We start from the raw sequence: 21,883 nt of genomic DNA on the forward strand, positions 1-21,883 counted from the left end.
CTACCCCTTTTCCTTACTTTTTCTCGCTTTTCCTCGCTACTCCTCGCTGCGCGTCGGGAGGCGGGAACACGTTGATTCCGAATGGCTGGTGCAATCAAGTTACCGATGGGTAACATGGCGGAGTGTTTGACCTCGGCGATGGCCGATGAAGGATGAGGATTCTGCAATGGGTGCACCTACGTTCGATGCCGGCAATCTCCCGTACGCGGACGGCGACTTTTATGCGTTCGAGCAACTGCTCGACACCAAGGAGCGCGACCGACTGCATGAGGTGAGGGAGTGGCTGTCGGTCGAAGTTCGGCCGCATGCCTCGCGCTGGTGGAACGACGCGGTTTTTCCCAGCGAACTGATCCCGCGAATAGCAGATCTGGATATTGTTTCTCCGGTCCGGCGCTTGGGGTACTCCAACCTCTTCGCCGGTCTGCTGCACGCGGAGTTCACCCGTGCGGATACGTCCATCGCTACCTTCATGGGCGTCCACGATGGGTTGTTCACCGGATCCATCGAGGCGCTCGCCTCTCCTGACCAGCAGGCCGCTTGGCTTCCCGACATCTACTCCATGAAGAAGATCGGGGCTTTCGGGCTCACCGAGCCGCTCGGAGGATCCGACGTGGCCGGTGGCACGCGCACCACCGCCGAACGCCAGGGTGATCGCTGGATCCTGAATGGGGCAAAGCGCTGGATCGGCAACGCGACATTCTCAGATTGGGTGGTCATCTACGCCCGCGATGTGGCAGACAACCAGGTCAAGGCCTTCCTCGTGGACACGTCCCTGCCCGGCTACAAGGCGACGAAGATCGAAAACAAGACCGCGCTGCGTACCGTTGAGAACGCGGACATCGTGCTTGAAGGCGTGGAGGTCAGCGACGACTTCAAGCTTGTTGGCGCCAACAGCTTCAAGGATGCCAACAAGGTACTGCGCATCACGCGCCTTTCGGTGGCCTGGCAGGCAGTCGGTCAGCAGTTGGCAGCGTTCGACGTGGCGCGGCGGTATGCGGTGGAGCGCCAGCAGTTCGGGCGGCCTTTGGCCTCCTTCCAGCTCATCCAGCAGCAGCTGGTTGAGATGCTCGGCAATACCGTAAGCTCACTTGGCATGATGGTCCGGCTGGCGCAATTGGCCGACGACGGCGGCGCCCGCGACGAGCAGTCTGCGCTCGCCAAGGCATTTACGACCGCCCGGATGCGGGAGACCGTGGCGCTTGGCCGAAGCATCCTTGGCGGGAACGGAATTGTCACGGATTACGAGATGGCGAAGATCTTCGCTGACGCCGAGGCGGTCTACTCCTATGAGGGCACGTACGAGATCAATACCCTGGTGACCGGGCGGGCCATTACGGGTATCGCTGCGTTCGTCTAGCCTTCCGGCATTATGGCCGACCGCCTTCCGCCGACCGCCTTCCGGCGACCGCCTTCCGTGCACGATGCTCACGCTCAGGACGGACCGTGTAGCGGTAGCAGCACCGAAGGGCGCCGGTCAGAAACGAAGTTGAGGGGGTTCACGTACTCGCCGTCCTCGCGCACACCCCAATGCAGGCAGGGGCCGGGACAGTGAACCTCCGAGCTGAGCCGGCCTATCACCTGACCCTCCCGAACGCGCTCACCGACGGTAACGGACGCCGTGACCGGCTCGAAACTGCTCAGGAGGCCGTCCCCGTGATCGATCGTGAGCACAGGCCGGTCAACAACTGTGCCGACGAACGCCACCTTGCCGTCGCTCGGACTCACAACTTCTAAATCCTGGGCGGCGCCGAGATCGACGCCGCGGTGCCCAGCCATCCATTTCTCCGGCGGGCGGTCGAAGTGCCGAAGCACCGGAGGGATGTTTGCCAGCGGCCATTCCCACGGAACACTCTGGTGAGTAGGTGCAGATGGGGCTCCGCTGGCACCGACGGCAGGACCGATCAGCAGCGCAAGGCAGGCAAGGATCACCAGCAGTCGCAGGATGGAGTGCGTGTGTGGAGTCACATGCCCACGGTTCCACGGGCAGCCGGCCCAGCGGGCGGCGTCGTACTTATATGTGGACAGTGTCAGCGCCGGCCGGCGCGCTGTGGAGGCGAGGTCAGGGCAGCCCGGACCGGTCATCCGGCGCTGATCCGCTGTAGTACACTTGGTGGAGCAGTTCTCCGCGTTCAAGCGCGCCCGGATGTGTCCTCACGGATCTCATTTTCGGTATGCGCAGGAGCAGGCAACTGACTACGCGTGTCCCGATTCGCGCGCCGCAACCTCGAGCCTTGCTCAGGGTGGCAGGCGGACGAACATTGATCCAGCGGTCCGGAGTAATTCGGTTGGAACAGTGAGTCGCTGACTGACGGGCACCAGGACCTCCGCACATCGTGCGGAAATTTCAACCGTCAAACCGGCAGCCGGCCCAATGCCCTTGCTGCCTTACGAAAGGAACGGCATGCCCGTCGTTACCATGCGCCAGCTGCTCGACAGCGGCGTCCACTTTGGACACCAGACCCGTCGCTGGAACCCGAAGATGAAGCGCTTCATCTTCACCGAGCGCAACGGCATCTACATCATCGACCTGCAGCAGTCGCTGTCCTACATCGACCGTGCGTACGAGTTCATCAAGGCAACCGTCGCCCACGGTGGAACCGTCCTCTTCGTCGGTACCAAGAAGCAGGCACAGGAAGCCATCGCTGAGCAGGCCACCCGCGTTGGCCAGCCGTACGTCAACCAGCGCTGGCTCGGCGGTATGCTCACCAACTTCCAGACCGTTTCCAAGCGCATCCAGCGCATGAAGGAACTGGAAGAGATCAACTTCGACGACGTTGCAGGTTCCGGCCGCACCAAGAAGGAACTCCTTCTGCTGCAGCGCGAGCTGACCAAGCTTGAGAGCAACCTCGGCGGCATCCGCAACCTCACCAAGGCTCCGTCCATCGTGTGGGTTGTCGACACCAAGAAGGAACACCTGGCCATCGACGAGGCCAAGAAGCTGAACATCCCGGTTGTCGCCATCCTTGACACCAACTGCGATCCCGATGAGGTCGACTTCCCGATCCCGGGCAACGACGACGCCATCCGCGCAGTGAACCTGCTGACCCGCGTTGTGGCCGACGCCGTTGCCGAGGGCCTCATCGCCCGCAACAACCGCGCCTCGGGTAACGACGCCGCAGCAGCGGAAGAGCCGCTCGCAGAGTGGGAGCGCGAACTGCTCGAAGGCAGCGCCGCTCCTGCTGAGGCACCGGCCGCCGAGGCGCCTGCAGTAGAGGAAGCCCCCGCTGCTGACGAAGCCGCTAACGGCGAGAGCAAGTAGTTTCGAACGAAAGGGTGCGGGATACGACCCGCACCCTTTCGTTTGGGCCGGATGAGAGTTCGGCGAACTTTCCCGCGAATATCTTGACGAGAAAATCACATCTGAGGAGTTCAAATGGCAAACTACACTGCCGCTGACATCAAGGCTCTCCGCGAGCGGACCGGCGCCGGAATGATGGACGTGAAGAAGGCTCTCGACGAGGCCAACGGCGATGCCGAGAAGGCCATGGAGCTCATCCGCATCAAGGGACTGAAGGGCGCCACCAAGCGTGAAGGCCGTTCAACCGCAGAGGGCCTGGTAGCAGCCAAGGTTGAAGGCAACGTCGGCGTCATGGTCGAGGTCAACTGCGAGACCGACTTCGTTGCCAAGGCCGGCCCCTTCATCGAATTCGCCAACAAGGTCCTGGCAGCAGCCATCGAGTCCGGTGCCTCCGACGTCGAGTCCCTGCTGGCACACAGCGTCGACGGCAAGCCGCTGTCCGAGCACGTCATCGAGGCCGGTGCACTGCTCGGCGAGAAGGTAGACGTTCGCCGCGTTGCACGCGTTGAGGGTGCGATCGTTGACGCCTACCTGCACAAGACCTCCAAGGACCTCCCCGCGCAGGTCGGCGTCCTCTTCGCAGTGGAGGGCGATGGTGAGGCTGCCGTTGAGGCCGCTCACGATGTTGCTGTCCACATCGCTGCCTACTCGCCGACCTACCTCACCCGTGAGGACGTTCCGGCTGAGCTGGTTGAGACTGAGCGCCGCATCGCTGACGAGACCGCTCGCGCCGAGGGCAAGCCTGAAGCAGCACTTCCCAAGATCGTGGAAGGCCGCCTGACCGGCTTCTTCAAGGAGGGCGTACTCCTCGACCAGGCATTCGCCAAGGACGCCAAGAAGTCGGTGGCACAGGTTCTGAAGGAAGCAAGCGTCGAGCCCAAGGCATTCGCCCGCTTCCGCGTTGGAGCATAACTCTCCCGGGCACCAGTTTGTCTGAGAGGATGGAGGGGCGGCCGCTGCTGCGGCCGCCCCTCCGCCATGTCCGGTGACGGACCCAAAGTCACATTCAATCGATACGCAGGCGCGATCAGCCCGGGAGGCATCATGGAGAAATACGATAAGGCTGACTACAGCGGGTCCCCCAAGCGGCGCGTCCTGTTGAAGCTTTCGGGCGAGGTCTTCGGTGGGGGCAAGCTGGGCGTCGACCCGGAAATGGTGCGTGGGATCGCCAAGCAAATAGCCGCGACCATCGGCGAGGTTGAGGTCGCCATCGTGGTGGGCGGCGGAAACTTCTTCCGTGGAGCTGAGCTGTCGCAGAGCGGAATGGACCGCTCCCGGGCCGACTACATGGGCATGCTTGGCACGGTGATGAACTGCCTCGCACTTCAGGACTTCCTTGAGCAGGCGGGCGTTGAGACGCGTGTCCAGAGCGCAATCACCATGGGCCAGGTCGCCGAGGCCTACATCCCCAGGCGCGCCATCCGGCACCTTGAAAAGGGCAGGGTAGTTATTTTCGGTGCCGGAGCCGGCCTGCCCTACTTCTCCACCGACACCGTCGCGGCCCAGCGTGCGCTGGAAGTACGCGCCGACGTCGTACTCATGGCCAAGAGTGGTGTTGACGGTGTCTACACTGCCGATCCCCACAAGGACCCCACCGCCCTGAAACTGGAGACCCTCTCTTACGACGACGCGCTCCGCCAGGACATCCGCGTGATGGATCAGACCGCGATGACCATGTGCAAGGACAACAACCTTTCCATGGTGGTGTTCGGCATGGAGGGCGAGGGCAACGTCACTCGCGCCATCATGGGTGAGCGGATCGGCACCATCGTCAGCGCCTAGAGCCCGGCTCAACCTTGCGCGGAGGTTGCGGTCCCAGCGGAGCCGCACCGTGTGAACTAGGATTATCAACTGAATCGGACGCTTGGAAGCAGCGGATTTCGTACCAAAGGAGAAATCGTGATTGAAGAGACTTTGTCAGACGCCAGTGAGCGGATGGACCGCGCGGTCGAGGCAGCGAAGGAAGACTTCGCAACCGTACGGACCGGACGCGCCAACCCGTCGCTGTTCTCCAAGGTTGTAGTCAATTACTACGGTTCCCCGACGCCGCTGCAGCAGCTCGCGTCATTCCAGAACCCTGAGGCACGCACCCTGCTGATCACGCCGTTCGACCGGTCCGCGCTCAACGAGATCGAGAAGGCCCTGCGCGACTCCGACCTCGGCGCCAACCCGTCGAACGACGGGAACGTCATCCGGGTTGTACTGCCGGAGCTTACGCAGGAACGCCGCAAGGAATACGTGAAGCTCGTGCGCGGCAAGGCTGAGGACGCCAAGATCCAGATCCGGAACATCCGCCGCAAGGCCAAGGACGGCATCGACAAGGCGGTCAAGGACGGCGACGCCGGCGAGGACGAGGGAGCAAGGGCGGAGAAGGATCTGGACGCCCGGACCAAGTCCCACACTGACACCATTGACGAGATGCTGAAGCGCAAGGAAACCGAGCTGCTCGAGGTCTGATGAGCGACTCCCAGCCTTCGACCGAGGCTGGCCGCACGCCTGCCGCTGAGACTGCACACGGGGCGGCGGCCGGCCCGTCGCCCAGCGGCGCGCTTCCGGGCAGGCGTGCACGTCGTACCGCCGAGAAGGAGCGCCGCCGCAGCCTCTTCAAACGCCGCGAACCGCAAACAAAATCGGGGGAGGCCTCGCGGGCCGGGCGCAATCTTCCGGCTGCGATCGGTGTGGGGCTGGCGCTGCTGATCTCGCTGTTGGTGGGCATGCTGTTCCTGCCCATTGCCTTCGTGGCCCTCGCGACGATCTTCGGCGTGGTGGGCGTCTGGGAAGTGGCACGCGCCCTGGAGGTCCGCAGGTTGCACGTGCCGGTGGTTCCAGCGGTTGCCGCCGCCGTCGCCATGCCGTTCGCTGCCTACCTGGGCGGTCCGGAGGCGCTGGCGTTCGCCGTCGTTGTTTCCGTGACGGCACTGGCGCTCTGGCGCAGCCTTGACCCGGCTCCGGATGCCGCACGGAGCATCATGGCGGGCACGTTTGTCCTGTTGTGGGTGCCGTTCCTGTTGAGCTTCGCGATGCTGCTGCTGCAGGAGCCGGCAGGTTCGCTGAAGCTGGCAACCATGCTCCTGCTGGTCGTGGCCAACGACACCTTCGGCTACCTGGTAGGGGCAACGTTCGGCAAACATGCGATGGCCCCGCGGATCAGCCCAAAGAAATCCTGGGAGGGATTCGCCGGTTCAGTGGGCGGAGCGATGATCATCGGCGTGCTTGCCGTGGTTTTCCTTCTCGAGGCGCCATGGTGGGTAGGTATCTGCTTTGCTGTCGCAGTGGTGGCAGCGTCCACGGCCGGTGACCTGGCTGAGTCGATGATCAAGCGCGAACTCGGGGTCAAGGACATGAGCAGCATCCTGCCCGGGCACGGCGGCGTAATGGACCGGCTGGACTCCATTGTTTTCGCTGCACCGGTCGCGTTCCTGCTGTCCGTTACATTGGTACCCGGAACCTTTTAGGCAGCGCTTCGCCGGACGAAGCCGAAGATGCCGACGGTGCCGCCCCTGCTACCCGGTGCATCATGCATCGCGACGGAGAAAGAGAACACCCGAGAATGGATGGAGTACGCCACGGCAGTTCGCCGTTTGCCCGCGTGAGCCGGCGCGAATACGGCTACAACGCACGTCAGGTAGACAAGTTCCTGACCAGGGCGCGTACCTTCTACAACTCCGACGGCAGCGACGGCGAGCCGGTAACCAGTTCGGATGTCCGCACCATGGCCTTTGACCCTGCACGCGGCGGATACGAACCGCGTGCAGTGGACGCCGCCCTGGACCGTCTGGAGGACGTCTTCGCCCAGCGGGAGCGTGATGCACTGATCGCCTCGAAGGGGGAGCAGGCGTGGCTCATGCAGATCGGCCGAATCTCCGCGGTCCTGCGCGGACGGCTGCACCGGCCGCCGGGTGAGCGTTTCCGGCGCCCGACCCGTAAGAACGCGACGAGCTACAGCGTTGAGGACGTCGACGCACTGTGCAACGAACTGCTGGGCTACTTCGAGAATGACCGGCCGCTCAGTGTGGACGTGGTCCGTCGAGCCGTATTCCGCGAGGCCAGGGGCAGGACGGATACGAGGAAACCCAGGTGGACGCCTTCCTCGACCGGGTGGTCGAGCTGATGGCCGCCATCGACTGACCTTCCCCTCGCGGACGCGTGCGTTCGGGAGCCAATCGGGAGCTAATCGGGAGCCAAAAGAGAGACTCAGGCGGCTTCCGGAGTGTGCAGCCGGGCCAGCACCCGCGCGACGTTCTTGGGCAGGCGACGCGCCGTTGCCCGGGATACCGCTATGGTCACCGCGAACGCTGCCGGAACCGTCCAGAGCGCCGGCCACTGCAGCCACTGCGGCGCGCTCCCCGTGCCAAGTGCCGAGGCCAGAAGGATGGAACCACCGCAAAGGCAGGCCCCTGCGAGCATCCCGGCAATCGCCCCGGCGTCGGTGAGCCCGCGCCACCAGATCCCCAGAACCAGCAGCGGACAGATGGTGGAGGCCGTGAAGGCGAAAACCATGCTCACGCTGCCCGCCAGGGCAAGGGTATCGGTCAGGAGCGCGAACCCCAGGGGAATAAGGGCGGAGACGACGGCGGCCCAGCGGAAGCCCGGCACGCTGGCTCGGAAGAAGTCCTGGCTGACCACGCCGGCGAGTGAGACCACCAACCCGCTCGAGGTGGACAGGAACGCCGCGAACGCTCCGGCGGTGACGAAGGCCGAGAGGATATCCCCGGTAACGCCGTCGAAAATCCTGCTCGGCAGGAGCAGCACGGTGGCATCCGCTGCGCCCTCTACCGCCAGTTCGGGCGTGTAGGTGCGTCCCAGGATCCCATACACGGTGGGGAAGAGGTAGAACACGGACAGCAGCCCCAGCACGATCAGCGTGGTCCTGCGGGCGGAACTTCCGTCCGGGTTGGTGTAGAACCGCACGAGCACGTGCGGAAGGCCCAGGGTCCCGAACAGCAGAGCAATGACCAGGGAGATGCTCTGGTAGAGCGAGGCGCCGGCCGTCGCGTTGAGATCGGCACTGAAGACGGCACCGCCGTCGGTGGGCGACTCGCCGCTGCCGGCGAGCTTGATCAGGACGAAGGCCACCGGAACCGCGAGCGCAGTGAGCTTCAGCCAGTACTGGAACGCCTGGACGAAGGTGATCGACCGCATCCCGCCCGTGATCACGCTCAGGCACACTACTACGACGACGGCGACCGAGCCCACCCACGACGGCAGCCCTGTGGTGATCCGCACGGTGAGGGCTGCCCCGTGCAGCTGGGGAACGATGTAGAGCCAACCCACCGCGATTACCAGCAGGCTGGTAACCCGCCGGACTGCCTGGGAGTCGAGGCGGGCCTCGGCGAAGTCGGGGATTGTGTAGGCACCCGATCGGCGCAGGGGAGCGGCGACGAACAGGAGCAGCATCAGGTAGCCCGCCGTGTAGCCGATCGGAAACCATAACGCGTCCACGCCGGAGAGCAGGATCAGTCCGGCTACGCCGAGGAAGCTGGCGGCGGATAGGTATTCGCCCCCGATAGCCGAGGCGTTCCACCAGGGCCGGACGGTACGGCTGGCGACATAGAAATCTCCGGTGGTCCGGGAGATCCGCAGTCCGTAGATACCGATCAGGACGGTTGAGAGCGCAACGAGTACGAGGGACACATACCCGACCACCGGGCTCAGCTCGGGGAAATTCACTCCTCGTTCACCAGGTCCCGGAAACGCTGCTCGTTCCGGTTCGCGCTGCGGATGTACAGCACGCCGCAGGCGATTACCAGCGGATAGATTCCCAGTCCGAGCAGCAGCCACGGAACAGGGACAGTCCCGATCGTCCACGTGTTGATGATGGGGAACACCGCGAACAGCACGGGAATCCCCACGAGAATGACCAGGAAGCCGGACGCCACCACGGCTGCAAGCCTGAACTGCGAACGGATGAGCGAGCGCAGGAACAGTTCGCCGACGTCGGAGTGCTCCGCCAGCTCACGGGTAACCGGATAGGAAGCGGCGGGGCGGGTGGATGACTGAGGTGCCGTTACCCGGACGCGGGCCGGTTTTTGGGCGGGCTCTGCCATGCGCTACTGCCGTGGCCGGAGGCGGGTCGCCTCAAGCTTGCCGCGAATCTCGGACAGGTGGCGGCGACTGACGGGCAGTTCGGCGTCACCGACGAGGACGCTCGCGCGCCCGGCTCCCAGTTTGACCTGGGTGACCTGGTTCATCGCCACCAGGTAGGAGCGGTGCGTTCGCAGGAAGCCTGCTTCCGCCCACTGGCGCTCCAGGTCGTTCAGGGGAATCCGGATAAGGTAGCTTGCTTCTGCCGTGTGCAGGCGGGCGTAGTCACCCTGTGCCTGTACGTACCGGATTTCGTCCCGACGGATCATCCTGCTGATGCCGCCCTGGTCCACGGTGATGACTTCAGGCGTTGCCGCGCCGTCCTCCATCAGTTCGCAGATGCGACGCACGGACTCCCGCAAGCGCTCCGCGCGCACCGGCTTGAGCAGGTAATCAATGGCCCGGAGTTCGAATGCCTCGAGGGCGCGGTCCTCATCGGCGGTGACGAAGACGACGGCGGGAGGCCTGCTGAAGCGCGAGATGACCCGTGCGATCTCCAGCCCTGACACGGCGGGCATATGGATGTCGAGGAACAGGGCGTCTACGGGGTGGGACTGCAGGATCTTGAGCGCTTCCGCTCCGCTTGAGGCCCGGTGGATGGTGGAGACGCGGGAATCCCGGGAGAGCAGGAATTCCAGTTCGGCGAGCGCCGGAAGTTCATCGTCGACGATGACCACGTTGACCATGTTCCCAGCCTACGCCGTGGCCGCAGTCCTCTCGTTCGTTCAGGCCTGGTGATCGGGCTGGGATTTCGGTATGCGCAGCGTAATGAGGGTGCCGGCGCCGGGCGCGGTGTCGATGATGAGCCCGTGCTTGTCGCCGTACACCTGCCTGAGCCGGGAGTCCACATTGCGCAGGCCGACATGGACGCCGTCGACGTGGCCGGCGAGAACTGCGCGGAGCCGCTCGGGGTCCATGCCCACGCCGTCGTCCTCCACCGTGACCTCGGCGTAGGCACCGGCGTCGTGCGCGGTGATCGTGATGTTTCCCGTGCCCGTGCTGGAGTCCAGGCCGTGACGGACGGCATTCTCGACGAGCGGCTGCAGGCTCAGGAAGGGGATGACCGTGCTGAGTACCTCAGGCCCGATCCGGAGGCTGACCTTCAAACGGTCGCCGAATCGGGCGCGCTCGAGCAGGAGGTACCGGTCTATTGCCTTCAGCTCTTCGGCGACGGTGGTGAAGTCTCCGTGGCGGCGGAACGAATAGCGGGTGAAGTCTGCGAATTCCACAACCAGCTCGCGGGCGCGCTCCGGGTCGGTGTTGATGAAGGAAGCGATTGCATTCAGTGAGTTGTAGATGAAGTGCGGGCTGATTTGTGCACGCAGGGCGCGTACTTCGGCTTCCATGAGCTGGGTGCGTGAGGAGTCCAGTTCGGCCAGCTCCACCTGTGTGGCTATCCATCCGCCGACCTCATTGGTGGCCCGGACCAGCCCCGCGCTGACTGAGGAGGCGAACGCGCCCACGGTTCCCACTACCCGCCCGTTGACGGTGATGGGAGCAATGACCGCTTCCGCCATGCGGTCGTCTTCAAGGCCGATCGCGGCGAGCCGGGGCCGCCGGAAGATTTGCGTGCGTCCGCTAGCCAGCACCTCCTGGGCAAGCTGCAGGATATTGGCGGGAGGTCCTTGCGTCCCGTCCCAGGCGAGGATGCCGCTCGCGTCCGTGATGAGCAGGGCCTGGCAACGCAGCAGCCCACGCAGGTGGCGGCTTGCGCGCGAGGCTCCCGCCGGCGTCAGGCCGCTTCTGAGATGTTCCGATGCGAGGGCTACGGTGTGGAGCGTGGCGTAGGTGGCCCGGTCGGCGTCGGACCCAAGGTCACGGTGCGAGCGCGACATCCTGAACCCCAGTACCGCCACCACCGCGAGAGTGATGACGACGACGGCGCCGATAAGGGCGACGTCGACGGCGGGGCTGAGCATGGGTTCAAGGGTAGCCGTTCACCGCATTCCGGCGTCCGTTGGGCGACAGGTGCCTTGAAGTCCTTGGCCGCGGATACAGGAGTCACGGAGAGTGATGGGAGTCACACTCCCGCCTGCTGCCGCTGGACGCGGCCGAAACCGGCGCGGAGGTCCCTAACGAGGAGGTTTCAATGGGTTCCGACCCGTCCGCAAGCGGCGCCCCGCCCGCGGTCCCGGTGGACTTCACCGAAGTCCAGGAAAGGCCGCAGTTCCAAGAGTTGAGGAAGCGCCACCGCAGCTTCGTCTTTCCGATGGCAGCAGCCTTCCTGCTCTGGTACTTCCTGTACGTCCTGCTGGCCGACTATGCCCACGAGTTCATGAGCACACCGGTGTTCGGAAACATCAACATCGGCCTGATCCTGGGACTGCTGCAGTTCGTCAGCACCTTCGGAATCACCATGTGGTACGTCAGCTACGCCAACAAGCGGCTGGATCCCCTCGCTGAGGACCTGCGCAATGACCTTGAGGAACAGAATCCGGAGGTCTTCCACTCCGAAGCCCACGATGAGAAGGGCACCAAATAATGCAGCACCTGCCCATGCAGACCGTCGAAACGACGACGGTCGGCGAGCCCTGGCTGAACATGACCATTTTCGGGCTTTTCGTCGCGATCACCCTGGTGATCGTCCTTCGGGCCAGCCGGAACAACAAGACCGCGGCCGACTACTACGCAGCAGGCCGCTCGTTCACCGGCCCGCAGAACGGCACCGCAATCGCCGGTGACTACCTGTCGGCCGCTTCCTTCCTCGGCATCGTCGGCGCAATCGCTATCAATGGCTACGACGGCTTCCTGTACTCGATCGGGTTCCTTGTCGCCTGGCTCGTGGCACTGCTCCTCGTCGCCGAACTGTTACGGAACACAGGCAAGTTCACCATGGCCGACGTGCTGTCCTTCCGTCTTCAGCAGCGGCCGGTCCGCATCGCTGCAGCCATCACCACCCTCGCGGTGTGCTTCTTCTACCTGCTTGCGCAGATGGCAGGCGCGGGCGGCCTGGTCTCACTGCTCCTCGGCATCGATGACCGCCTCGGACAGTCGCTGGTGATCTCGGTGGTGGGTGCGCTGATGATCCTCTACGTGCTGGTGGGCGGAATGAAGGGCACCACCTGGGTACAGATCATCAAGGCGTTCCTCCTGATCGTGGGCGCCTTCATCATGACTGTCTGGGTACTGGCTATCCACGGCTTCAACCTCTCCACGCTGCTGGGAGCAGCGGTGGAAACCGCCGGCAACCCTGCAATCACCGGACCGGGCCTGCAGTACGGAGCCACCGGCACCACCCGACTGGACTTCGTATCGCTTGCGCTCGCACTGGTGCTCGGAACCGCCGCGCTTCCGCACGTCCTGATGCGCTTCTACACCGTTCCCACCGCCAAAGAAGCACGCCGCTCGGTGGTGTGGGCCATCTGGCTCATCGGTGCGTTCTATCTGTTCACGCTTGTCCTCGGCTACGGTGCCGGGGCGCTCATCGGCGCCGACCGCATCAACAGTGCGCCGGGTGGGGTGAACTCCGCAGCGCCGCTTCTGGCCTTCGAACTGGGCGGTCCGCTGCTGCTGGGCATCATCTCGGCGGTCGCTTTCGCCACGATCCTCGCCGTGGTCGCGGGCCTGACCATCACCGCTGCCGCGTCCTTCGCCCACGACATCTACGCCAACGTTGTCCGTCGGGGCAAGGTGGACCCGGATGGCGAGGTGAAGGTGGCCCGGCGCACCGTCGTCGTAATCGGCGTGCTGTCCATCATCGGCGGCATCGGTGCCCAGGGACAGAACGTTGCGTTCCTGGTTGCACTGGCTTTCGCGGTGGCCGCGAGCGCCAACCTTCCCACCATCATCTACTCGCTGTTCTGGAAGCGCTTCAACACCCAGGGCGCCCTGTGGAGCATGTATGGCGGACTGGCGGCGGCGATCGTGCTGATCACGTTCTCGCCCGTTGTCTCCGGCGGGGAGAAGTCCATGATCCAGACGGCGGACTTCGCCTGGTTCCCGCTGAGCAACCCGGGAATCGTCTCCATCCCGCTGGCCTTCTTCCTCGGCTGGCTGGGCACGGTCCTGGCCAAGCGCACCGAGGACGCGCAGAAGCAGGCCGAAATGGAGGTCCGCTCCCTCACCGGCGTCGGCGCGGAAAAGGCAGTGAACCACTAGGCTGCCTGCCTGCAGTCCCGTAAGGGAACACCGCAGCGAAGAAAGGGACCGGAATCATCACGATTCCGGTCCCTTTCACGTGCCTTATGCCTCAGGGAGCTGCCGGCACAACGGTTTAGTGGCCGTGCTTCGAGGGGACCGGAAGCAGCGTGTGCTCGCCGTGCGGCACCGCACTGTCACCCGCTGTGGAGGCGGCCAGCCCCGGCGTCGTCACCCCCGCAACCAGCAAAGCCGACAGGAAGAGGCCGGCCAGCAGTCTGCCCGGAGGGGGCGCGGGCTGCACAGGCCTGCGGCGAAGCGCACCCTGGCAGCCCAGCTGCAGCAGGAGGAGCACAAGTGCGGACACCAGCGTTAGATCCACACGGCGGGTGTCTGCGGGTGCCAGTAATGCAGTCCACACCACTGCCCCAAGAACGACGGCGGCGACCACCGGCAGCGCGCGCGACACCAGCCGCACGAATCGGCTCTCCACCCGTCCCGGCCGGGCGCGGCCCCTCAGTACCAGCAGACCCCAGAGGGTGTGGGCCGCCGCCCAGGTCGACGCCGCAATGCCGACGGGCAGCAGGAGGGCGTAGCCCGCCAGCAGGGCGTTGGCTGAGAGCGCGAAGAACGTCAGCCCGGCACCGAGTGCTGTGAAGGCAGCGAACAGCCTCAGCGTTCCCGCCTCCTGCCCGTTCAGCACCTTAGGCGGTGTAGGTGCGGGCGGCGCCGGAGGTGGAGACGGCCTTGTCCTGAGACAGGCCGACACCGAGCAGGAGGACTGCGCTGGCGAGGTGCAGTACGTTATCGGCGCCGTTGAGGGCGATGATATTCAGCGACGTTCCCACCAGGAACAGCCCGAGCACACCCACCAGCAGGTAGACGGCGCCCACGGTGATGTTGACGCCCTTGGCGGCGCTCACCGAGTTCAGGCCTGCCAGCAGCAGGGCGGCGCCGATGGCCAGGTGGATGATGTTGTGGAGCGGGTTGACCTCGAAAATGATGAGCGTGCTGCCCTCGGTGTCGAAAAAGCCGACGCCGGAGGTAACGAAAAAGCCGAGGATACCGACCAGCAGGTAGACGGCGCCGAACACGGTTGCCAGCAGTCGGTTGGGAGAAGTGCGCATGATGATGCCTTTCAATCGGGCCTTGTGTTGACCGGGCCTTGTCTGACTCCCGGCTGCAACGCGTCCGGGAGTGCTCCAACGTGGAGCCTTGCCCTCAATTCGGCGTTGCGCCGCTTCCGGATTGCCCGCAGCGCTGATTACTCCTCGGATCCGCGTTCGAGTAGGGGCTCGACCCGGTAGGGAATCAGCTCGTGCATCGCGAGGGAGGTGTCGCAGCGTTCCACTCCGTCGCACGCGAGGATCTTGCCGTTGATACGGAACAGATCCTCGGCGTCGACGGACACGACCCGGACCAGGATGTCCGCCTGACCGGTGAGACCATGCGCTTCGAGGACTTCCGGGATGTCGGCGAGCTTGCGGGTGATGGAAGCGAGCTTGCGCTGGTCCACATGGACGTGGATGAACGCAGTCAGGGGGTAGCCCAATGCCGTCGGACTGATGCGCCGCTCAAAGGAGAGGAAGACGGAGTTCTTTTCGAGCCGGGCCATGCGTGCCTGGACTGTATTGCGGGACAGCCCAAGCTTCTGGGCGAGGGCGACGACGGTGCGTCGGGAATCGCGGGCCAGCGCCAGCAGGAGCCGGGTATCGGTGGCATCGAGGGGCTGCATAATGCGCAACGTTAGCACGGTGCGGATCGCAGGAATGAAGCACTTTGCTCAGAAAATCGAAGCTCAGTTGTACCGTGTGGCAGACGTGAGTATGGTCACATTAGGCCTCGGGCAAGGGTGCCCCGGCACGTGGTGCCAGCTGACGGCGCGGACCGCGGACACCTGCGGAGAACGCCGAAGCTGGCTGGAGAAGGACGGGTGAACGTGCATCTGAACGACAGTACGGCTGGAGGAACCGAAGGGCTTGTGCAGCTCATCGGGCCGGGCGGCGAACGCCGGGAAAGCCCCTACGATCGCTGGGTCTCGGACATCGACGGCGCCGGTCTGCAGGCCCTCTACGAGGACATGGTGGTTGTCCGCCGCATCGACGCCGAGGCCACTGCCCTGCAGCGCCAGGGTGAACTGGCGCTCTGGCCGCCGCTGCTCGGTCAGGAAGCCGCGCAGGTGGGCTCAGGGCGCGCACTGCGCGAGGACGATTTCGTGTTCTCCAGTTATCGCGAGAACGGTGTGGCCTACTGCCGCGGCGTGGATTTGACCGAGGTGCTTCGCGTCTGGCGTGGCAACGCGTCCTCCGGCTGGGACCCCTATTCCATCAACATGGCTACTCCGCAGGTCATCATCGGTGCCCAGACCCTTCACGCCACGGGCTACGCGATGGGAATCCTGAATGACGGCGCGGACTCCGCCGCGGTCACCTACTTCGGCGACGGTGCCACCAGCCAGGGCGACGTCAACGAGGCCATGGTCTTCGCCGCCAGCTTCCAGGCTCCAGTGATCTTCTTCTGCCAGAACAACCACTGGGCTATCTCCGAGCCGGTGGGACTGCAGGCCCACGTGCCCATCGCCAACCGCCCGCCCGGTTTCGGGATCCCTTCCGTCCGCGTCGACGGGAACGATGTCCTCGCGTGCCTTGCGGTAACACGGGAGGCGCTGGACCGTGCCCGTACCGGCGGCGGCCCTACCTTCATCGAGGCCGTAACCTACCGGATGGGCCCGCACACCACGGCAGATGATCCCACCCGCTACCGCGACCCGAATGAGCTCGAGGACTGGGCTGCGCGGGATCCCATCGCACGGCTCGCAGCCTTGCTTGATGCCGGCGGCTTGCTGCCCGCAGAGGTGAGTGACGCGGTCAAGGCAAAGGCCGACGACGTTGCCGCCCGCCTGCGCGAGGGGTGCGTCTCCATGCCGGAGCCGGCCGCACTGGACGTCTTCAAGCACGTGTACAGCGAGCCGAACTCCTGGCTGGAACGCCAGCAGGACCACTACGAGCGGTACCTCGCGTTCCTGAACGCATCGGAATCCTCAAGCGAAGGGAGCCGCTGATGTCCACCATGACGTTTGGCCGCGCCATCAACGCGGGCCTGCGCAAGGCCATGGAAAACGACCCGAAAGTTGTGCTGATGGGGGAGGACATCGGCAAGCTGGGAGGCGTCTTCCGCATCACCGACGGCCTGCAAAAGGACTTCGGGCGCCACCGGGTGATGGATACGCCATTGGCCGAGTCCGGCATCATGGGCACCGCCGTCGGCTTGGCTTACCGCGGCTACCGTCCCGTCGTCGAGATCCAGTTCGACGGTTTCATCTACCCGGCGTTCGACCAGATCGTGTGCCAGGTCGCCAAACTCCACTACCGGACACAGGGCAAGGTAAAGGTGCCGCTGACCATCCGCGTTCCGTTTGGAGGCGGTATCGGCTCCCCGAGCACCACTCCGAATCGCCCGAGGCCTACTTCACCCACACCTCCGGACTGAGGGTAGTCAGTGTCTCCAACCCGCAGGATGCCTATGTAGTAATCCAGCAGGCGATTGCCAGCGACGACCCGGTCCTGTTCTTCGAACCGAAGCGCCGCTACCACGTCAAGGGCGAGGTGGATGAGGGTGTCGATATCACCGCCTCGAGCATGGGGGACGCCCGCGTCGTCACCGAGGGCAGCGATGTCACGCTCGTGACGTACGGCCCGCTGGTGCCGACCGCGCGCGATGCCGCGATCGCCGCTTCCGACGAAGGCGTGTCGGTGGAGGTTATCGACCTGCGCTCGCTGGCACCCATCGACTACGCCACCGTGGAGCGGTCCGTCCGTAAGACCGGGCGCCTGGTCATCACCCACGAGGCCGCACAGTCGGGCGGTCTGGGGGCTGAAATCGCCGCTAGCATCACCGAGCGATGCTTCTACCACCTGGAACATGCACCCGTGCGGGTCACCGGTTTCGACATCCCGTACCCGTACTCGAAGCTGGAGTTCCACCACCTGCCCGACCTGGACCGGATCCTCGACGGCGTCGACCGGGCACTGGGACGGCCCAACTCACTGAACCCGCACGGCGGACTGGAAGGATAGTGTCACCGGTGATCAAGGAATTCCGGCTGCCCGACCTCGGCGAAGGGCTGACCGAATCGGAAATCGTCGCCTGGCACGTCGCCGTCGGGGACACCGTGGAACTGAACCAGGTGATTGCCGATGTCGAAACCGCCAAGGCGGTTGTCGAGCTGCCCTCGCCCTACGCCGGCAGGATCGCCGCGCTGCACGAACAGCCCGGCACCGTGGTTGAGGTGGGTTCGCCCATCGTCTCCTTCGATGTTCCGAGCCCCGACAGCCAGGACACTGCAGCCGGCCAGATTCCGCCGTCCGAGCCGACAGCAGTAGAGGCAACCGACGACGACGGCGCGGCGCCGGCCAAACGCGAGCCGAACCTGGTGGGCTACGGGGCGGCGGTAGAGAAGACCGGCAGACCCACCCGCCGCCGCAGGCCCGTGCCGGCGGAGGCTTCGCCACGCGTAGCCGAGCCGGCGAAGCCGGTCGTCGCTGCCGCTTCCGCGCAGCCGGCCGCGGCCGAGCCCGCGCAGCCTGCCGAACGCCCCCGCTCGACGCCGCCGGTGCGCAAGCTTGCCCGCGACTCCGGAGTGGACCTCGCCCAGCTGACGGGCACCGGCCCGGGCGGGCTCATCACCCGTGAGGATGTGCTGGCTGCACAGACCAAAGCCGGCGACGAGGTCGTTGGCGCCGGGCCGGCGTCGTCCGCGTCCCGTCCACAAGCGGAGCGGAAGATCCGCACGCCTATCAAGGGCGTCCGCAAGCACACTGCCGCTGCCATGGTCGCCAGTGCTTTCACAGCCCCGCACGTCACCGAGTTCCTGACCGTGGACGTGACCGAGTCGATGGAACTGCTCGCCCGCATCAGGTCCACCCGGCCATTCGCGGAAGTGCGCCTGACACCGTTGGCACTGGTGGCCAAGGCCCTGTGCATCGCCCTCGACCGCAACCCGACACTGAACTCGCACTGGGATGACGCCGCCCAGGAGATCGTCCAGTACACCTACGTGAATCTGGGTATCGCGGCCGCTACTCCACGCGGGCTGATGGTGCCGAACATCAAGGACGCCCAGGAGCTCAGTCTTGCCGAGCTTGCGGACGCGCTGAAGAATCTCACAGATACCGCACGTGCGGGCAAGACGAGCCCTGCAGACCTGACCGGCGGGACCATTTCGATCACCAACGTTGGCGTATTCGGCATAGACGCCGGAACCCCGATCCTCAATCCGGGAGAGGCGGCAATACTTGCCATGGGAGCGGTGCGCAAGATGCCGTGGGAGCATCAGGACCAGATTGCCCTGCGCCAGGTGATGACCCTCAGCCTCTCCTTTGACCACCGCCTGGTTGACGGCGAGCAGGGCTCACGCTTCCTTGCCGATGTCGGCACCATCCTGTCGGACCCCGGCATGGTGCTGACAATGGTGTAGTGCCCGGAAATCAGCTCAGTTCGAGGATGAGTTCGCGAACCACCGCGCCGCGGGCGTTCGCGAAGCCCTGTGTCTCACCAATCTGCTTGAACCCGTAGCGCTCAAGAATGCGGATCGAATTCGTATTGTCCGCCACGGCGCGCGCCCGCAGCGGCCGCTCGGTGAACTCTTCAAGGAAGAGGCCCACCGCCGCCGTCGTAATTCCCTGTCCCCACCGTGCCTTGTCGATCCAGTAGCTGATCTCCGGGATGCCGCCATCGCGGTAGGCCAGGATGCTTCCGACGACGTCGCCGTCGGCCACGATGGTGCGCACCGTGATGGTCGGGTCATTCAGGATGTTCTGCCAGTGGTGGTCAAAAACGCCGCGGTCGGACGGGTTCTTGGCGCTGAAGGCTGCCATGTGGTTGGCGCTGGGATCGAGTTGGTGGGAAAAGAACTCGTTCAGGTCGGCGGGTTCAACGGCGCGTAGCGTGATCACTGGAAGCTTTCAGGTAGGTGGTACAGGTTTTCGGCGGAATAGCTGGCTTGCCTTCAGCCTACTAGGGGCGTGACGCGGATTACTTCATGCTTCGACATTCAGGGCGGCCCACGCCATGTCCTCGAGTAGTTGGCGCAGCTCGGCGGTGTCCCGGCTGCTGCGGCGACGGTGCGTCGTGTGGGGAGTTGAGTTGATCAGCCCGAACGCCGCATGCGCCTTTCGGCGCAGCTGTGTCCTTGATGAGTCAGGTGTTCGGTCGGCCAGCACGTCCACCCAGACCTCCACGTAGCTGCGCTGCAGCGAACGCACAGTCTCCTGGTCCTCCTCCGCCAGTGAACTGAGGTCCCGGTCCTGGACGCGGATGACGTTGGCGTTGCGCAGGGCGAAGTCCACCTGAAATTCGATCAGCCCTCGCAGGGCATGGTCCGGGGTGGGGGATTCGGCCACAACGGCGCGTCCGCCGTCCAGCAGATCCGAGCTGACGCCGGCCAACAGCGCCGCCAGTACCGCAGGCTTGCCGCTGAAGTGCCGGTAGACCGCCGGCCCACTCACTCCCGCTGCTGCCCCGAGGTCCTCGATTGACACTCCGTTATAGCCGCGCTCGGCGAACAGCTGCGCCGCAGCGTCCAGCAGCGCTGCGCGGCGGGAGGCCTTCGCCAGACTGCGTCCGGTCATCCGGGAGGGTGCGGGAGCGTCCATGCCGCCTTTCGGGGAAGGAATCAGGGAAGTCATGAAGGGAGTCACGAATGAAAGGACAGGGCTGCCTCCATTCTGGTGGACAGCTCGGTTAATAGCTAATAACCTAATTTGAGTTAATAGGCGCTAACTGAGTGGCGCTTCGCGCTTCTTTGGAAGGGACGTCAATGGAGACCCTCGCTTCGCAGGTCGATCCGGGCAGCGACGCGTTCCGGCAGAACGAGGCCGGGCAGCGCGCGCTCGCCGAGGAGCTTCGCGACCGCCTCGCGAAGACGGCGCTCGGGGGCCCGGAATCATCCCGCGAACGCCACGTGGCCCGCGGGAAGCTCCTGCCGCGCGACCGGATCGATCACCTGCTGGATCCCGGCAGCCCCTTCCTGGAGATCGCGCCCCTTGCGGCGAACGGTATGTACGACGACGAGAGCCCGGGTGCCGGAGTCATCGCCGGCATCGGTCTGGTTCACTCCCGGCAGGTCCTGGTTATCTGCAATGACGCCACGGTCAAGGGCGGCACCTACTACCCGATGACCGTGAAGAAACACTTGCGCGCCCAGGAGATCGCGCTCGAGAACAACCTCCCGTGCATCTACCTCGTGGACTCCGGCGGGGCGTTCCTGCCCAAGCAGGACGAAGTGTTTCCGGACCGGGAGCACTTCGGCCGCATTTTTTACAACCAGGCGACCATGTCTGCCCGGAAGATCCCACAGATCGCGGCCGTGATGGGCTCGTGCACCGCTGGAGGGGCATATGTGCCGGCCATGAGCGACGAGACCGTCATCGTCCGGAACCAGGGCACCATCTTCCTCGGAGGCCCGCCACTCGTGAAGGCAGCCATCGGTGAGATCGTCACGGCGGAGGAGCTTGGCGGCGGTGACGTCCACGCCCGCACGTCCGGCGTCGTCGACCACCTTGCCGAGAACGACCAGCATGCGCTCGAGATTGTGCGCGATATCGTCTCGACCCTGCCCGTTCCAGAGTGGGCCTGGACCCCGAGCCCCTTCGAAGAGCCCGCCGTGGACCCGGCCACGCTCTACGGCGCCGTACCGCTGGACGTGAACGCGCCCTACGACGTCCGGGAAATCATCGCCCGCATCGTCGATGGCAGCCGCTTCCACGAGTTCAAGAAGGAGTACGGCACCACCCTCGTCACAGGATTCGCCACCCTGCACGGACACCGGGTGGGCATAGTCGCGAACAACGGAGTGCTCTTCGCTGAGTCGGCGATGAAGGGCGCGCACTTCATCGAGCTCTGCGACCAGCGCGGCATCCCCCTGATTTTCCTGCAGAACATTTCCGGCTTCATGGTGGGACGGGACTACGAGGCGGGCGGAATCGCCAAGCACGGGGCAAAGATGGTGACCGCGGTGGCGACCTGCCGCGTGCCCAAGCTGACCGTCGTCGTCGGCGGTTCCTTCGGCGCAGGGAACTATTCAATGTGCGGCCGGGCCTACTCGCCGCGCTTCCTGTGGATGTGGCCGGCCAGCCGGATCTCGGTCATGGGCGGGAACCAGGCCGCTTCCGTACTGAGCACGGTCAAGCGCGATCAGCTCGAGGCCCGCGGCGAGGAGTGGAGCGCGTCCGACGAGGAGGCCTTCAAAGCCCCCATCCGGGAACAGTACGATGCGCAGGGAAGCCCCTACTACTCGACGGCGCGCCTGTGGGACGACGGGATCATCGACCCCGCCGATACCCGCCGGGTGCTTGGGCTCGCCCTCGACGTGTGCGCGAACGCACCGTTGCCCGACACCTCCTTCGGACTCTTCAGGATGTGAAT

The 21,883-nt window shown here is 64.9% G+C and carries 21 protein-coding genes and 2 pseudogenes; 13 read left to right on the forward strand and 10 right to left on the reverse strand.

Annotation, left to right across the window (positions count from 1 at the left end; genetic code table 11):
• Nucleotides 1–166 precede the first annotated feature (166 nt).
• Nucleotides 167–1,357: an acyl-CoA dehydrogenase family protein gene (locus GC088_RS05460; protein ID WP_323961186.1), complete on the forward strand. Its 1,191-nt coding sequence runs from the start codon at nucleotides 167–169 to the stop codon at nucleotides 1,355–1,357.
• Nucleotides 1,358–1,431: 74 nt separating this feature from the next.
• Here GC088_RS05460 and GC088_RS05465 read toward each other — a convergent pair whose 3' ends face one another.
• Nucleotides 1,432–2,082 carry a M23 family metallopeptidase gene (locus GC088_RS05465; RefSeq protein WP_323961188.1) on the reverse strand — a complete coding sequence of 217 codons (651 nt, stop codon included), beginning with the start codon at nucleotides 2,080–2,082 and terminating at the stop codon, nucleotides 1,432–1,434.
• A 319-nt stretch (nucleotides 2,083–2,401) separates the two neighbouring features.
• On the opposite strand from GC088_RS05465, the gene rpsB reads away from it, so the two are divergent.
• The 6 genes and pseudogenes from rpsB (at nucleotide 2,402) to GC088_RS05495 (ending at nucleotide 7,426) form a co-directional block, all read left to right on the forward strand.
• Nucleotides 2,402–3,259, forward strand: coding sequence for a 30S ribosomal protein S2 (rpsB, locus tag GC088_RS05470; protein ID WP_323961190.1), 858 nt, complete (start codon nucleotides 2,402–2,404; stop codon nucleotides 3,257–3,259).
• Between the two features lie 114 nt (nucleotides 3,260–3,373).
• The gene (tsf, locus tag GC088_RS05475) at nucleotides 3,374–4,210 is read left to right on the forward strand and encodes a translation elongation factor Ts (protein WP_323961192.1); all 837 of its coding nucleotides are present in this window, start codon (nucleotides 3,374–3,376) and stop codon (nucleotides 4,208–4,210) included.
• A 132-nt stretch (nucleotides 4,211–4,342) separates the two neighbouring features.
• Nucleotides 4,343–5,080, forward strand: coding sequence for a UMP kinase (gene pyrH, locus GC088_RS05480; RefSeq protein ID WP_323961193.1), 738 nt, complete (start codon nucleotides 4,343–4,345; stop codon nucleotides 5,078–5,080).
• 117 nt (nucleotides 5,081–5,197) lie between these two features.
• A complete protein-coding gene (gene frr, locus GC088_RS05485) occupies nucleotides 5,198–5,755 on the forward strand; it encodes a ribosome recycling factor (RefSeq protein ID WP_323961194.1) in 558 nt (185 codons plus the stop codon).
• A complete protein-coding gene (locus GC088_RS05490; protein ID WP_323961196.1) occupies nucleotides 5,755–6,753 on the forward strand; it encodes a phosphatidate cytidylyltransferase in 999 nt (332 codons plus the stop codon). The genes frr and GC088_RS05490 overlap by 1 nt, the downstream gene beginning before the upstream one ends.
• Nucleotides 6,754–6,848: 95 nt before the next feature.
• A pseudogene (locus GC088_RS05495) lies at nucleotides 6,849–7,426 on the forward strand (DivIVA domain-containing protein).
• 66 nt (nucleotides 7,427–7,492) lie between these two features.
• Here GC088_RS05495 and GC088_RS05500 read toward each other — a convergent pair.
• From GC088_RS05500 to GC088_RS05515, 4 genes are read right to left on the reverse strand one after another with little or no spacing between them, the layout of a single operon-like run.
• Nucleotides 7,493–8,953, reverse strand: coding sequence for a sodium/solute symporter (locus GC088_RS05500; protein WP_323961956.1), 1,461 nt, complete (start codon nucleotides 8,951–8,953; stop codon nucleotides 7,493–7,495).
• A gap of 11 nt (nucleotides 8,954–8,964) precedes the next feature.
• Nucleotides 8,965–9,345 (reverse strand): DUF485 domain-containing protein, encoded by a 381-nt coding sequence (locus GC088_RS05505; protein WP_323961198.1) that lies wholly within the window; start codon nucleotides 9,343–9,345, stop codon nucleotides 8,965–8,967.
• A gap of 3 nt (nucleotides 9,346–9,348) precedes the next feature.
• Nucleotides 9,349–10,068, reverse strand: a complete 720-nt coding sequence (locus GC088_RS05510) for a LytR/AlgR family response regulator transcription factor (protein WP_323961200.1) — start codon at nucleotides 10,066–10,068, stop codon at nucleotides 9,349–9,351.
• 39 nt (nucleotides 10,069–10,107) lie between these two features.
• Entirely contained in the window at nucleotides 10,108–11,301 is a 1,194-nt protein-coding gene (locus GC088_RS05515) for a sensor histidine kinase (RefSeq protein WP_323961201.1), read from the reverse strand.
• 170 nt (nucleotides 11,302–11,471) lie between these two features.
• On the opposite strand from GC088_RS05515, the gene GC088_RS05520 reads away from it, so the two are divergent.
• A complete protein-coding gene (locus GC088_RS05520) occupies nucleotides 11,472–11,864 on the forward strand; it encodes a DUF485 domain-containing protein (protein ID WP_323961203.1) in 393 nt (130 codons plus the stop codon).
• A complete protein-coding gene (locus GC088_RS05525) occupies nucleotides 11,864–13,480 on the forward strand; it encodes a monocarboxylic acid transporter (RefSeq protein ID WP_323961205.1) in 1,617 nt (538 codons plus the stop codon). Before GC088_RS05520 ends, GC088_RS05525 begins: the two co-directional genes overlap by 1 nt.
• A 115-nt stretch (nucleotides 13,481–13,595) precedes the next feature.
• On the opposite strand, the gene GC088_RS05530 is transcribed toward GC088_RS05525, so the two are convergent.
• The 3 genes from GC088_RS05530 to GC088_RS05540 all read right to left on the reverse strand — a co-directional run bounded on the left by GC088_RS05530 (nucleotide 13,596) and on the right by GC088_RS05540 (nucleotide 15,194).
• Nucleotides 13,596–14,162, reverse strand: a complete 567-nt coding sequence (locus GC088_RS05530; RefSeq protein ID WP_323961206.1) for a hypothetical protein — start codon at nucleotides 14,160–14,162, stop codon at nucleotides 13,596–13,598.
• A gap of 1 nt (nucleotide 14,163) precedes the next feature.
• The gene (locus tag GC088_RS05535) at nucleotides 14,164–14,586 is read right to left on the reverse strand and encodes a DUF4383 domain-containing protein (RefSeq protein WP_323961208.1); all 423 of its coding nucleotides are present in this window, start codon (nucleotides 14,584–14,586) and stop codon (nucleotides 14,164–14,166) included.
• A 137-nt stretch (nucleotides 14,587–14,723) separates the two neighbouring features.
• Nucleotides 14,724–15,194 carry an Lrp/AsnC family transcriptional regulator gene (locus GC088_RS05540; protein WP_323961210.1) on the reverse strand — a complete coding sequence of 157 codons (471 nt, stop codon included), beginning with the start codon at nucleotides 15,192–15,194 and terminating at the stop codon, nucleotides 14,724–14,726.
• A gap of 204 nt (nucleotides 15,195–15,398) precedes the next feature.
• Between GC088_RS05540 and pdhA the strand changes: the two genes are divergently transcribed.
• The 3 genes and pseudogenes from pdhA to GC088_RS05555 all read left to right on the forward strand — a co-directional run bounded on the left by pdhA (nucleotide 15,399) and on the right by GC088_RS05555 (nucleotide 18,935).
• Nucleotides 15,399–16,520, forward strand: coding sequence for a pyruvate dehydrogenase (acetyl-transferring) E1 component subunit alpha (gene pdhA, locus GC088_RS05545; RefSeq protein WP_323961212.1), 1,122 nt, complete (start codon nucleotides 15,399–15,401; stop codon nucleotides 16,518–16,520).
• A pseudogene (locus GC088_RS05550) lies at nucleotides 16,520–17,535 on the forward strand (alpha-ketoacid dehydrogenase subunit beta). The gene pdhA and the pseudogene GC088_RS05550 overlap by 1 nt, the downstream one beginning before the upstream one ends.
• Nucleotides 17,536–17,543: 8 nt before the next feature.
• Entirely contained in the window at nucleotides 17,544–18,935 is a 1,392-nt protein-coding gene (locus GC088_RS05555) for a dihydrolipoamide acetyltransferase family protein (RefSeq protein ID WP_323961214.1), read from the forward strand.
• A 10-nt stretch (nucleotides 18,936–18,945) separates the two neighbouring features.
• On the opposite strand, the gene GC088_RS05560 is transcribed toward GC088_RS05555, so the two are convergent.
• Nucleotides 18,946–19,413 (reverse strand): GNAT family N-acetyltransferase, encoded by a 468-nt coding sequence (locus GC088_RS05560; RefSeq protein WP_323961216.1) that lies wholly within the window; start codon nucleotides 19,411–19,413, stop codon nucleotides 18,946–18,948.
• 84 nt (nucleotides 19,414–19,497) lie between these two features.
• Nucleotides 19,498–20,145: an SACE_7040 family transcriptional regulator gene (locus tag GC088_RS05565; protein WP_323961218.1), complete on the reverse strand. Its 648-nt coding sequence runs from the start codon at nucleotides 20,143–20,145 to the stop codon at nucleotides 19,498–19,500.
• A 131-nt stretch (nucleotides 20,146–20,276) separates the two neighbouring features.
• Between GC088_RS05565 and GC088_RS05570 the strand changes: the two genes are divergently transcribed.
• A complete protein-coding gene (locus tag GC088_RS05570) occupies nucleotides 20,277–21,881 on the forward strand; it encodes a carboxyl transferase domain-containing protein (protein ID WP_323961219.1) in 1,605 nt (534 codons plus the stop codon).
• Nucleotides 21,882–21,883 lie beyond the last annotated feature (2 nt).

This window comes from Arthrobacter sp. JZ12 (assembly GCF_035189165.1).
Lineage (GTDB): Bacteria > Actinomycetota > Actinomycetes > Actinomycetales > Micrococcaceae > Arthrobacter_D.

Coding starts and splice junctions, on each gene's coding strand:
- GC088_RS05570 (WP_323961219.1), top strand. CDS start 20,277: ATGGAGACCCTCGCTTCGCAGGTCGATCCGGGCAGCGACGCGTTCCGG.
- GC088_RS05520 (WP_323961203.1), top strand. CDS start 11,472: ATGGGTTCCGACCCGTCCGCAAGCGGCGCCCCGCCCGCGGTCCCGGTG.
- GC088_RS05565 (WP_323961218.1), bottom strand. CDS start 20,145: ATGACTTCCCTGATTCCTTCCCCGAAAGGCGGCATGGACGCTCCCGCA.
- GC088_RS05505 (WP_323961198.1), bottom strand. CDS start 9,345: ATGGCAGAGCCCGCCCAAAAACCGGCCCGCGTCCGGGTAACGGCACCT.
- GC088_RS05465 (WP_323961188.1), bottom strand. CDS start 2,082: ATGACCGGTCCGGGCTGCCCTGACCTCGCCTCCACAGCGCGCCGGCCG.
- GC088_RS05525 (WP_323961205.1), top strand. CDS start 11,864: ATGCAGCACCTGCCCATGCAGACCGTCGAAACGACGACGGTCGGCGAG.
- GC088_RS05510 (WP_323961200.1), bottom strand. CDS start 10,068: ATGGTCAACGTGGTCATCGTCGACGATGAACTTCCGGCGCTCGCCGAA.
- GC088_RS05460 (WP_323961186.1), top strand. CDS start 167: ATGGGTGCACCTACGTTCGATGCCGGCAATCTCCCGTACGCGGACGGC.
- pyrH (WP_323961193.1), top strand. CDS start 4,343: ATGGAGAAATACGATAAGGCTGACTACAGCGGGTCCCCCAAGCGGCGC.
- GC088_RS05490 (WP_323961196.1), top strand. CDS start 5,755: ATGAGCGACTCCCAGCCTTCGACCGAGGCTGGCCGCACGCCTGCCGCT.
- GC088_RS05535 (WP_323961208.1), bottom strand. CDS start 14,586: ATGCGCACTTCTCCCAACCGACTGCTGGCAACCGTGTTCGGCGCCGTC.
- GC088_RS05515 (WP_323961201.1), bottom strand. CDS start 11,301: ATGCTCAGCCCCGCCGTCGACGTCGCCCTTATCGGCGCCGTCGTCGTC.
- GC088_RS05540 (WP_323961210.1), bottom strand. CDS start 15,194: ATGCAGCCCCTCGATGCCACCGATACCCGGCTCCTGCTGGCGCTGGCC.
- tsf (WP_323961192.1), top strand. CDS start 3,374: ATGGCAAACTACACTGCCGCTGACATCAAGGCTCTCCGCGAGCGGACC.
- rpsB (WP_323961190.1), top strand. CDS start 2,402: ATGCCCGTCGTTACCATGCGCCAGCTGCTCGACAGCGGCGTCCACTTT.